This is a genomic window from Comamonas sp. GW821-FHT11H03, from assembly GCF_058807955.1.
This window is the reverse complement of the sequence record NZ_JBXARF010000003.1, coordinates 73,097-86,058: the sequence shown is the minus strand read 5'-3', so window position 1 is coordinate 86,058 and position 12,962 is coordinate 73,097. Positions and strand designations below refer to the sequence as shown.

The following is a 12,962-nucleotide window of genomic DNA, read 5'->3' as shown; positions in this document are numbered from 1 at the left end:
TGAACCCCTCGCTACCACGGAAACTCCGGCTGTACCGCAACGACTACGCCCGCAGCAAGAAGTGAGTCACGTACTTGCATCACATGCTGAGCATCCCCACTAAACACAATCGGCTGTCCATTTTTCAGGGTATCTCTTGCACTCAAAAAATTACCCCCGATCACATGTGCAACAGCTTTCACTTGTTTGGCATCTTGGTAGTCACCGCGCTCAATTCGTACCTCATAAATAGTTTGATCAAGTTGAATCGGCGGCGTGTAGGTCGTAACAACTGACCAATCACATTGTTTGCAGCGAATGCCCTGGGTTCTCCCCTCTCGAAATACTTCCGTTTGGCTTCCGCACTTCTCACAGGCAATAAACGAATGATCCATCATGGCTTCGCTCCCGGTGTAAATGTTCTAAACGTGCCCTGCCTAGAAAGGTCGGGAACATTGAACAACGGTGAGTTTGGATTAATATTCGCATAGTTATCGACAATGTCGGGAAAGCCGTGAGCAACTGGAGTCGAAGGGAACTCTTGAGTTGCATAAGGGCCATTAGGCTTCACATCATAGATCGGTATTGTTTTGCCGTCTGCGCCAACAACTTGTTGATTCGGGAGTTGGTCTACTTTGTTTCCACTGCCTTGACCCTTCGTACCATTGCCGATATGAGGGCTGCGTGCCGGAGGGCCAAAAAACGTCTGAAATTTGAGCCTCAAACGCCAGTGGAGTGCTCATCGGCATTACCGACGAGCAGGACAATTGAATACTCGAGGGTTTTGAGATGTTCCCTGTAGATCTGCAGTCTGTTCCTCGTTTCAAGCACCTGGATCGTCTTGGCAGACAGGCCAGTCAAAAGTTAATGATCAGCGCTTGCATTGACGGGAAATCCCTGTAGTGCAACAACGCCCCTCAGGCATTATCCCTCCAAAAAACAACCAACTATCTAAACAATTCGGTAATTTCATTGGGAATACGAGATATAGATTGACCAATATGTAATTTTTTAAGCCATATTCCAGAATTTAAATCTATGTCATCTATTCCATTTTTTGAGAACAATTCATTTGCATTAATTAAAAATTCAGACAATCCATTCTTATAAAGAACATTGATATATTCCCCATCTTTTTGTTTTAATGTTCGACCAATATCAAAGTCACCCAAAGAAATCAAATAATTAACCAATTTTATTGCATCACTTAAACGTCTTTCAGGCGTTTTCCTAAATAAATTATCATTTTCATCGTAACTCACTACACCTAGTATTTGACCAAAGAATATTAAATCTCTATCGCCTTCTTCATAGAGATATTTAAGCATATCAGATGCGTATTGATTTTCCATAAAATTATTTCGACCCAATATGAATTTTGTACGGTTTCCCATTTGCAGGGAATATATCAATAGTTTGGCCACCAAATGTTGAGCTATTTCTCAGGCCAATCCTAGTGCCATCAGGCAGAATTTTCATAGCACCATCATATTTTGCAGATGCATTTTCGGCACCTACAGTAATTTTTTGGAATAGTGAATTTAGTTCACTTTCAGACTCAACATTAAAAGCTTGTCCGCTTTTCCCATATGGGGTACCAGTTTCTCGGACAATTGCCCGAATTTCCGTTGAGCCTAAGGCAGTTGTCTCCTTTGTTCCTGAACTTAAGCCCCCACTAGAGTTGGACGTACCAGTTGCCGAATTGGAAGACGACCCCTGCCCATCCTGAGACTGAGACAGTGTCCAATTCGGCGGTACTCCTCCCGTTCCCGCAATCGCCACAGGCGGCACCAGCATACACCCCACCGCTGGTGCACAGATCACCGAAGGTGTAACCACCGCTGCCGCGCCACCTCCCAGTCGTGGGCCATTGCCACCAGGAAGGTCGTCCGGCGGCAGTTGCGGATTCGCAGCGTTCTGCGTATTGCGAAAATCGTTGGTCACTAGACCAGCTAAGTTTTGTGCTCCGCTGGCGGCGCCCTTGACCTGATCGTTCAATTCATGCCATACCGCTGCCGCTGAATCTCCGCCCTTATCGAAGAAACCGTATGTAAACAGACCCGTTGCCTTTAGCTGTTGCTGCTCCGCAAGGTAGTCCGTTCCCCGATTTTGCGACGCGACCTTCTGCGCGTAAGTTGGATCCTTTGGATCCATACCATAGGAACAGTGAATCAGCGCGCACGCCGCGTCGTCCAAACGCTGCTGCTCCTCCGTGGTCTTCCCTGCCTTCAGCGCTGCCAGGGTTTTGATTTCCTTTGGACTCTGCTGCCGATTATTGAAATCCGCATTGAAGGCCGTGGATGCACCTGCCGCAGACCCACCGCTGGCTGCTGCACCAATCGTCGTCGCTGTTGCGCCACCAGCCACGCTGGCTAGCACCTTGGCGGCGTCTTCTCCCAGCCCCGCATTTTGAAGCGCACTCTGAAATTGCTGCTGCAACTGGTCGATAGCCGGTGCCGCTGCACTGGCCGCAGTGGCGCCCATTGCGCCCTGCACTCCTCCTGACAAGCCTCCCACCACAGCATGCATGGCAACACGGTAGGCCCCACCCTCGCTCCATTTCTCAGCTTCTACGGGGTCTGAGTTTTTAAGTTCGTTGTACTTTTGGTTAGCATAGGTTCCCACGGCCTTGCTGGCCTGCTGCCCAAACGTCGCCATGATCTGCGCATTGGCGGCCTGCTCCTGCAGCAGTTTCTGCCCGTCCCAGTTTTTGCTAAGTGCGCCAGAGTCTGCTCCAGCGAGCACCTCCCGCTTGATGCTGTCTGCCGCTTCTTTGGCCGTTTGGCCGGTCTTTTGCTGTTGGCCCGCCTCATCGGTGATGGTCAATGTGCCGCCGCTGATACCGCTGTGCGTAGTGCTGCTGGCACTACCGCTGTCGCTGCTGAACCCGGCGGCTGCACCGTTGACGCCGGTCTTGCCGAGGTTCTGCCAGCTCCAGTTGGTACCGTTGTTCACGGTGCCGCCGCCTGCACTATCTGTACCTCCTGTGCCACTGGGCTTCTGCGCAGGCTTGCTGCCCGCGACACTGATACCGCCAGAGAGGTTGACGCCACTGGCGCTGTGGTCGCTGTGGTTGTTGATGTCGCTGGCGGTCAACGTACCAGTGGTGAGGTGGTTGCGGTTGTGGTCGACAGCATCCTGCGTGCTGGCGATCACCGCCCCCTTGAGGTCGGTGTTGCCCTTGACGTTGACCTGGAAGCCGCCGTCTCCGGCCTGTATGCCGGTCTGCTCGGTGACGCTGGCGTAGTCGCCCTTGGCCTTGCTGTTGCTGTAGCTGACACTGGCGGAGAAGCCCGCTCCGATCGTGACCGATCCTCCGATGTTTTGCTGCTTGCCGTCAAAACTGCTGCTGTCTTGCAGGCTTTGCAGATTCAGGTCGCCGCCCACATCCGCCACAACCTGCTTGCCGCTGACCACCGTGCCGCGCAGGTTGGCATCGCCGCCGGAGTCGATGGTGACGACGTTGCCTGCGCTGACGTGGGTGTTGCTGTAGCTCACTTCGTCGCTGTTGGCATGGCCCTTGCCCTTGCTGGCACTGGCGGTGATGCCTGCGGCAAATCCGTTTTTGCCATAGCTGATGGCCAGGCCCACACCTGCGCTGGAGCTGCTGTTGGTGCTGCGGTCGCTGTGGGTGTCTTGCGAGGCCAGCAGATTGACCTGGTTGTCGGCTATCAAGGTGGCATCCTTGCCTGCCGTGATGTTGCTGCCCTGGATCAGGATGTTGCTGTCTTTGCCAGCGCCGGTGGCGATGAGGTTGACGTTGCCGCCAGCCTGTACGCTACTGCCATGGCTGGCAGTGCCGCTTTGGTAGCTATCGCTCTGACTCTTGCTGGAGCCCAGGGTTATGGAGACGCTGACCCCACCACCAGTGGGATCGCCCTGGCTCAGTGCCTTGACCGCATCCTGGTTGTTGTAGACATTGAGCGCTGCCGCCCCTGCGGCCAGAGCCTGCATGCGCCCATCGCTGGTCTTGCCCGCAGCCTCAGTCAAGCTGGAGGCTGTCTGGGCCATGGTGATCACCGGTGCGGAGAGGCTTACGCTCAGGCCGCTTTGCTTGAATCTGGTGTGCTGTTCGCTGCCAAGCGTTTGCTGGGCTTCGGTAATCGCAATGTCCTTGGCCACGACATTCACATCCCCCTGGGGGGCGACCACGTCGCTGCCCACCTGCCGATAGGCATTGCCGGCCACGATGTTCACATCGCCGCCTATGCTGCCCACGGTGGAGGCTGCGGCCGTGGTGCGGGTGCCGGCCTGGTCGGTGCTCTGCATGCGGCTGCCGATGGTAAAGCCAATGCCTCCGCCGCCGCCAAAGATGCCGCTCTTGGTTTCCTTGCGGTAGTGCTGTTCGCTGGAGGTTTCCTGGGCGGCGGCGATGGTGACGTCTCGGCCCGCCTGCAAGGTGGTTGCGGTGTCGGAGACGACATGGCTGCCGGTAACCGCGATATCGCGGCCGGCGTTGATGGCAACCGTATCTCCGCCTAGATTGCTTCCAACCGCTGTGGTGCTGTGCAGTTGCTCCCGCGTGGTGACGGTCTTGCTGGAGAGAAAGCCTTTGTTGGTGTGTTGATGAGCTTCATCCAGGCTTTGGCTGGCCTGGCCGGCACTGATCTGGATATCGTTGCCGGCGGACAGGCTCAAGGCCTTGCCTGCATCGATGGTGGCTGCCTTGGCATTGATATCCTGACCAGCGCTGAGGTTCACGCGGCCAGCGCCGGTGATCTGCGTGCCCACATCCAGCGTGCTCGACTGGCGCAAGTAGTTCTTGCTGTCCCAGTTGATATCCTGGCTGCTGCCGACCGCAACCGTGTTGAGGTTCAGATTGTTGCCAGCGGTGAGCACGGTGGCTCCGGTGCCTGCATTCTGTATCTGCGCAGCCGTGAGATTGAGGTTGTTGCCCGCACTGGCGACCAGCACACCAGCCGGCCCGGATACATAGATGCCCGCGACACGATCGATCCCTGTCTGGGTAAAGCGGTTGCCGCCTGCCTGGTTGGCACTGCTTTGCGTGGTGGTTGTGAGGTTCAGGTCACGTCCTGCGGACACGGTGGCCGAGTCCACGCCCTTGATGATGCCTGCGAGGTTGTCAAAGTCCTGCCGGGCTGCAAGCTTGACGTCGTTGCCGGACATCTGGCCGCCCAGATTCTGGATGTTCTCGGCCGTGATGTTCAAGGTATTGCGGCCCGCAATGCTGCCGCTGTTGATGGCATTGCCGGAGAGGATCAGATTCACATCCGAGGCTGCCAGCAAGGTGCCTGTGCCGTCCAGATCGCCGGGCTTGACCCTTACATACACTTGCGGAACCAGAACGCTTTGCTTGCTGCCGTCAGCCAACGTCACTTCCTTGGTGACCAGCCAGACGATGTCGCTGGTCAGTTGCGCCACCTGTGCCGCACTGAGCTCCACACCAGGGCGCAAGCCCTGGGCCTGGGCGAAGGTTGCGCCGTTTTGCAGCAAGTCTTTGTATTGCTCGTCGTTGCTGGTGTAGTTGCCCAGGAATCGGCGTCCGGTGAGCTGCCCGATTTGCTGCTGCACCAGTTGCTGCTCATAGAACCCGTCGCCCAGGCGCTTTTGAACGGTGCCGGGGTCCATCTGCAGAGCCTGAAGCATGTAGTCCGAAGACAGCCAGTTTCTATATTGCGTGAACTTGGGGTCTGTCTCCACCAGATAGCGGGAGCCTGCTTCAGGATGCTGGCGATACAGGGAGGTCCCAGGTACCTGGGTGTTGGGCTGGGCGGTGCGAATATTGACCTGAGAGGACGCTGATTTGGCATTGGATGCATCCGCAGCCGCGCTCTCGGGGGTCGCGGCTGCACCGACCTTGGCAGAGGCCTGCGCTTGAGCGCTGCCCTCTTGCGCCGCCACACCCGCCACGGCATTGCTTGTGATCTGCCCCTGGGTCTGCGTTGCGGTGGCTGCACCAGCTGCCGGGCCTGCCTGCGTTCCCTGCACGGCTCCAGGAGCTACGGAATGATGGATGGCATCCACGGCGCCCGCAGCAGATGCCTGTGCCTGCACCGCTGAAATGGCGCTGGCTCCCGGCGCTGCGCCGGTCGAGGGGTTCGCAGCGTGCTCGGTGTATGTGTAGGAGGCCAGTGTTTGCGTCTTGATTGTGCCTACAGGTGCATAGTCCGAGCCGCTGTACTTGCGGTTTGGAGTGCTGGAGCCGCCCTTCCATGTGCTGTAGACATAGCCTTGATCGACGGATTTGACCTCTACGGCTGTCGCTCGGTTGTCGAGTGAGCCGCCCGTCGCATTGATCGTTCCACCGGCCAGGATGGTGCTGTCCTGATTCAGGAGCTTGCTGGATGGATTCGATCCACTCCATTGCAGATTGCCGCCTGCCACGATTTTTCCGGGGGAGGATTTCGTCACTTGCGCACTTTGCTCAGTGCGGTTGTAGTCGTAGAAGACAAACTCCCCAATCCAGCGGCTGCGAATATCTTGGTAGAAAGCATCCAGCTTCGCGTCCAAGGCGGCATCCGCTGCATTGCGGGCGTCCAGCAGGGGTTTGTAGGCGTTGTATTCGTCTACGTTTGCCTGAGTGACTTGGACGTACTGGGCCCCGTCCTCCGAGCTGCCGATGACGTGATAGCCCACGGTGCAGCTTGCCAGAGCAGCACAGGGATTGGTGCTGCTTAGAACAGGCGCAGGCCCGGTATAGGGCTGCACGCCAAAGTCGCTCCAGATTCGGTGGTCGGCGGCGTAGTGCGCGCCTTTGACGAGTTCTCCGCCTCCCCAGATCCCGCCCACGGTGCGGTCACCGCTGTACTGCATATAGCCCTGAACCCGCTGGCCGTTGTCATCGACATAGCTGGGGTTGTAGTAAGGAGCATATTTCGCGAACGGATATTGTTCGGAAGGCAACAGCAAGCCTTTGTAGTACTGATCGAAGGCTGTCGTTTCACCGGTAGTGAATGAGCAGGTTTCTCCGCCCATATTGCAGCGCCACTCATTGCCGCTGACCACGAAGCTGATGTCCTGCGGCCCAGAGCCTCCAACCTTGCCATTGGAGATCAGCAAAACGTCGCTGCCCTTGTAGCGCTGGCCGTTAGGTGCTTGAAATTCAACAATCTTTTGAGGCTGGCCGTCGACCAATGTCCACTGCAGATGCTCATTGGTATTGCGAACCTGGTCATGTCCCAGCACCATGCTGCCGGCGGACTCCAGCGTGGCGCTGTTGTTGTTGAGCGTCTGCCCTGCGCCTGTGGCATGCCAATTTGAATCGAGCGCCCCACCCGTGAATAGATTTCCTGCGCTATAGATCAGTGCGTTTTCTCGGTTGGTGATGTTTTGAACGCCCAGGTCCATGCGCTCTCGCGCAGCAATCGTGGCAGCCTGGCTGATGCCAGCAACCGTTTCTTCCTGGTTGGTCAGCGCGTTGGCTGCAATCGCTACCCGGTCACCATAGATGCGGCCGGTGCCAACGTTGTTGATATTGCCGGCCTGGATGCGGGTGTCGGCACCGTCGATCAGCCCGCGGTTGGTCAAGGTGTCGGAGATCGTGAGCTGCGTTGTCTGCCCACTGAGCAGTTCACCCGTCGCCTGGTTGTCCAGGTTGCTGGCGTTGACGGTCAGGTTCTTTCCGGCTTGGACGGTGACCGGGTTTGTCAATGTGCCCGTGGCTTGCAGCTGCAGGTTGCCGCCAGCCTGCAAGGTGCCCCCCAGGGTATGGTCGCCTTGCAAATTCAGACTGACGTCACCGCGCGAGGCAATCTCTCCTGCGCCGTTCAGGCTGCCTGTGCGAATGTCCACATTCTGATCGGCAACGATTTGACCCGCGTTGTTGCTGATGTTCAGTGTGGGAGTGGCGGCCTGGTCGGCGGCAATCTTCAGCAGCTTGCCGGCGCTGAGCTCGCCACGATCATTGATCAGTTGGCCATCGCTCAGAATCGTCAAGTCCTGCCCTGCACGCACAGCCCCCTGGCTGTTGTCCAGCTTGGCAGCAGTCACGGAAATCGTGCTGGCTTCCAGGCCCAGCGCTTGTGCACTCCCATCGCTGTTCAAAGCCAGGGTGTTCTGGTTATCGATACTTCCGGCCTGAACCGTCAATGCCTGCCCTACCCGGATGAGCCCTGCCTGATTGGTCAGAGTGCCGCTTGCGAGGTTGATACCTGCTCCTTGCACCGCAAGAATCTGGCTGCCCGTGTTGTCGATGCCTGTTGATTGCAGATTGAGATGTGCGCCGCTGTAAATCTGCGCCGCCTGCGCATTTTTCTCGGTGCTGTTGATCGCGCCGCTGCTCGTGATGTTCAGGTCGGTCTGGGCACTGATCAGACCGCCCTGGTTGCTCAACGTGCCACTGTGAATGTCCAGTTGTGCGCCGGCGACCAAGCCCAGAGAACCTGTGCTGCTGCGGCTTGCCTGGTTGCTCAGGGCTTGCTCGTGGGTGTCAATGCTGAGATTGCGACCTGCAGCCACCAGGCCTGCATCGTTGTCCATCTGACCGGTCGACAGGATGGCGTCTCGTCCCGACACGATCTTGCCTTGAGCGTTTTGCAGTTGATTGCCTGCACCGTCCAGTGTGAGACGAATATCGTTTTCTGCCTGGATCAGGCCTGCAGCGTTTTTGACGGCATTCGTTGTGGTGTGAAGATTGAGGTCGCCCTGAACTGCAACCAAGGTGCCCTGGGTGTTGTCCCAACCCGTGGCTGTTGCCGTCACGCTCTGCTGGCCTGCAACCATGCCGCCGGTGTTGTCGACATCCGCAGAGCTGGTGAGCGTGGTTGCCCCGTTGCCGATGATTTTGCCGCGTGCGTTGTGCAGTCCAGCCGTATCCACGCGAAGCTGGCCGGAGCCAGCATGACCGATCATCCCGTCCGTGTTGTCAAGCAGCCCACCGGAGACCAAGGCGAAGTCCTGCGCATTGGCAACAATGCGTCCCGCGCTATTGTTGATGGCACCGGCACTGTGAATGCCTGCAACGGGGTTGGCGGATCCCGAAGCCGCATCCGTCTGCTGGATGACACCTTCGGTATTGTTTATCTCGCCGACATCGATGCTGAGCTGCCCACCACTGATTTGCGCCTTGGAGCTGTCGAGTTTTTGTCCGGCGGTGGCGGAGATGCTCAGCAATCCGGGTGTGCTGATCTTGGCCTGAGCAGCGTGAATGTCTCCCGTCGTCGCGCTCAGCGTCACGTCTGCGCCCGTGCTTCCGGTGGTGCTGCCTTGAAGATCGAGGCTGGCGGCTTTCAGGTTCAATGCGCCTGTCGCCAGTGCCTGCCCATTGGTTTGCAGGCTGCCGGAGGTCACTGCCGTTAACGCGCCGCTGCCCGTCAGCTGTCCATTGGCGGCCATGCCGGCAGCCAGAACATTGGCCGCACCGCCAGCAAAGCTGTCTGCAGTGAGCGACAGATTTTTGGCCGCAGCAATGGTGCCTTGATTGCTGAGCGCACCGGCCACATCCAAGCTCTGTTCACCAGCTGCGTACAGCGTTGCGCTGTTGTTCAGGCTGGTGGCAGTGGTTTTGAGATCCTTGGCAGCATAGAGGTTGCTGCTGTTGGTGATGGCTTGGGCATTGACCGTGAGGCTGCCGCCTTGGCTTTGAATGCCTGTGGCATTTCCTGAAGCGGCTGTACGGGTGTTGCCCAGGTCTGCGCTTGTCAGTTGCAGGTCGCCATTGGAGGAGATCAGCCCGTCGCTGTTGGTGACATTGCCGCTGCTGGCCAAAGACAGGGTTCCGTTGCCAACGATCTGGCCGCGCGTGTTGTCAAGGCTGGATGTCTGCAATGCGCCGTGCCCTGAGCCGGCATGACTGATCAGCCCGTCCGTATTGTCCAGCGCACCGGATTGAAGCTTCAGATTTGCAGCGTTGACAACAATGCGCCCGGCGTTGTTGTTCAGTGCACCGCCCCCCAGATTGATATCCAGATCAGCGCCACCGGACTGCTCAATGCTTCCTTGATGGTTGTTTAACTGCCCAACCTGAATTTGCAATTGCTGGCCAGCCAGACGACCTGCGGTGTTGTCCAGCGTTTGGCCTGAAACCGTGCTGGCGGTAATCGACAGCTTGCCTGGTGTGCTGACTTGTGAGCCCGCCGTGACAATGTTGCCCTGGGCGGCACTCAGATTCACATCGGCACTGGCACTGCCTACCGTTGCACTTCGCAGATCCAGGCTGCCGCCGCCGAGGTTGACGTTGTTTGCAGCCAATGCCTGGCCGGCTGTTTGCAATCCACCCGAAGTGGTGAGGTTCAGAGTCCCAGGATTGGCGAGTTTTCCATCGGCAGCCATGCCTGCTGCCAGCACATTGCTGCCAGTGCCTGCAAAAGTGGCGGCTGTCACGTTCAGGTCCTGGGCTGCAGCAATGGTGCCGCTGTTCGTGATTGCACCGCTCGCGTTCAGCGTCTGCGCAGCACCTGCATAGATGGTGCCGCCATTGCTCAGGCTTGAAGTGGCCGCAATCAGGTTTTTGGCGGCCTGGATGTTTCCGCTGTTATCGAGTTGCTGAACGTTCAGGTGAACATCGCCCGTCTGGCTTTGAATGCCTTTGGCGGTGCTTGCCGCAGGGGTGGCACCGTTGGTCAATTGAGCACTGGCAATGTCGAGTTGGTCGACCGCAGAGATCAATCCATCGGTGTTGTCGAGCTTGCCCGCGTTGATGCTGAGCTGCTTTGCACTGATCTGTCCGAGGGTGTTGTCCAGGCGCTGGCTGCTCGATCCGTCGGCTCGGATGGCCAAAAGGCCTGCGCTGCTGATGCGGGCGCCACCCGTCTGGATGTCGCCGCTTTGAGCCGTCAGACTCATATTGCCTGCGGTGCTTGCTGCGCTGCCCTGCCTGAGGTCCAGACTTGCGGCATCGAGGCTGACATTGCCTGCTGCCAGAATTTGTCCGGCGCTTTGCAGATTTCCTGATGCAGTTGCAGTCAGGACACCCGCTCCGGCAAGCTTGCCATCAGCAGCCATGCCCGCAGCCAGGACATGGGTGGCTGCGCCATTGAAACTCCCGGTTTGCACCGTCAGGTTCTGGGCTGCGCCAATTGTTCCGGTACTGGTCATGCTGCCATCAACGGTCAGTGCCTGGCTGCCTGCCGAATACATGACTCCGCTGTTGTTCAGGGTCGAGGCATGTGTCTCAAGTGCCTGCGCCGCATGGACGCTGCCGCTGTTGCTCAAGGCCTGGGCTTGTGCATGCAGGGAGCCATTGCTCACAATACGTGCACCATCCGCGACAGCCGGTTGGCTGCCACTTTGGGTGTTATTGAGCAGTTGGCCTTGGCTACTCAACTTGAAGCTTCCGCCACCGGCATGCAGCAACTGACCTGCCGTGTTATCGATGTTCCCGGCAGCAATATCCAGGTTACCCGCTGCGGTTTGAATCACGCCAGCTCTGTTGTCCAGACTCCCCTGCAAGGCGATTGTCTGGTCGCTGCTGCCGCTTTGGATGATCTGTCCGCCGGCATTGCTCAGAGCGTTGGCTTGAACACTGAGGGTGGATGCCTGTACTCGCGCACTATCTGTCGTGAGTGTCCGGCCCGTTTGCAGATCCATTTTCTCGGTTGCCAGCAACTGACTGCCTTTGGCTTGCAAGTCACCTGTTGTGGCTTGCAGTTGCAAGGTTTTAGCCTGCTGACGGGACGAAGACAGGTCAAGGCTTGCACCTTGCATCTGCACATTGCGGGTGGCCAGCGCCTGGCCTGACGTCTGCAGTTGTGCATCTGCATGCACGCTCAGATTTCTATCCCCGAGCAACTGTCCATCCGTTTGCAGGCCAGCCGCCCAGACTGTTGCATCTCGGGCTTGAATCTGCGCCCCAGCCCCTGCAGCCTGAATAGAGACATCACCCAAGGCAGCCACTGTGCCACTGTGTGTCTGGCTCGCCTGCGAACTCAATTGGACATTGCCGCCGCCATAGATGGCACCGCTTTGCTCTACCGCACCACGGGTGTTCACGACAACATCGGCGCTGCTGGATTGAATGGAGCCGCTGTTGTTGAGCCAGCCTTCACTGTTCAAGGTGAGGCTTGCACCACTGGCTTGGAGCAGGCCAGCGTTTCGAACACCCAAGCCAGACTCGGTGCCGACGATAAAGATCTTGCCCGCATACATGCCGCCCAATTGAGCCACGTCCAGGGCGAACTGAGGTTTCGCAGGCTCTGCGCCTGTCGCACCGGGGTTGCTTTGCTGGACATTGCCATCAGTGGTAATCTGGTTGACGCCTGTGACCACACGCAAATCCTGGGCCCACAGCCCGGCGTTCAGCGAGATGGCTCTTGCAAGGATGTTGGCGTAATCTGCCTTGGTGGCATCAAGCCCATTGCCCTGGATGCTGATGAGACCGCCTTGTACATTCAAGCTGTCAACAGCTCCATTGGCTCCGTACAGCGGCCTGCCCGTCGTCAAGGTCACGCCTGCAGCATTGATGAAGGACAGGCCATCGACCACCAGACCCGAAGGGTTGGCAATGATGACGTCCGCTCGCTGGCCAGCGACTTCCAGCGGCCCCATCAAGCGCGTTTGCGCCGCTGAGTTGACTTCATTGACAATGACTCTGGCGCCGCCATTGGCAAGCCATGGATTGCCTTGCACCCAGCCACCAATCTGGGTTTGCACATTGGTGCGGCTGTTGTTGAGGATGGCGCCCTTTTGCCCGATGTCGAACTGCTGATAGGTGTTGCGGCTGACGCCACCTGCAGAAGGGGTCTGGATGTTGACCGTGGGCGTGCCGTTGGCTGATTCCAGAACCGTGGGGCGCTGGCGATTGGGGGCCGAGGGGTCGGCAATGATTTGTGCAAAACCGGCAGGACCCCCCAGTGCCAAGGCCAGCATGCCTGCTGTCCTGGCTGCAGCGCAGAGCGGGAAATCGCTCAGGAAGGACTTGGCAGTGCGCAATCTGCCCGCCGACAAGGCACCTGAATCACAAGCGCCTGTCTGTGTGCTGCCATTGCTGGCCTTGCCTTCGCTGGAAGCTGTTTCCTGCACCACCATCCGGATGCCACGCGCTTTGTTGAAGATAACGCGATGAAGATTCTTGTTCATGACGATGC

The 12,962-nt window shown here is 57.8% G+C and carries 3 protein-coding genes; all 3 read right to left on the bottom strand.

The features are described 5' to 3' along the window. Positions 1-11: 11 nt before the first annotated feature. A complete protein-coding gene (locus AC1RTQ_RS08725) occupies positions 12-377 on the bottom strand; it encodes a hypothetical protein (RefSeq protein ID WP_492875046.1) in 366 nt (121 codons plus the stop codon). 549 nt (positions 378-926) lie between these two features. Next, complete coding sequence (locus AC1RTQ_RS08720) at positions 927-1,331, bottom strand: hypothetical protein (RefSeq protein WP_492875045.1); 405 nt, start codon at positions 1,329-1,331, stop codon at positions 927-929. A gap of 4 nt (positions 1,332-1,335) precedes the next feature. Then, positions 1,336-12,954 carry a hemagglutinin repeat-containing protein gene (locus tag AC1RTQ_RS08715; protein WP_492875044.1) on the bottom strand — a complete coding sequence of 3,873 codons (11,619 nt, stop codon included), beginning with the start codon at positions 12,952-12,954 and terminating at the stop codon, positions 1,336-1,338. Between the last annotated feature and the right edge of the window lie 8 nt (positions 12,955-12,962).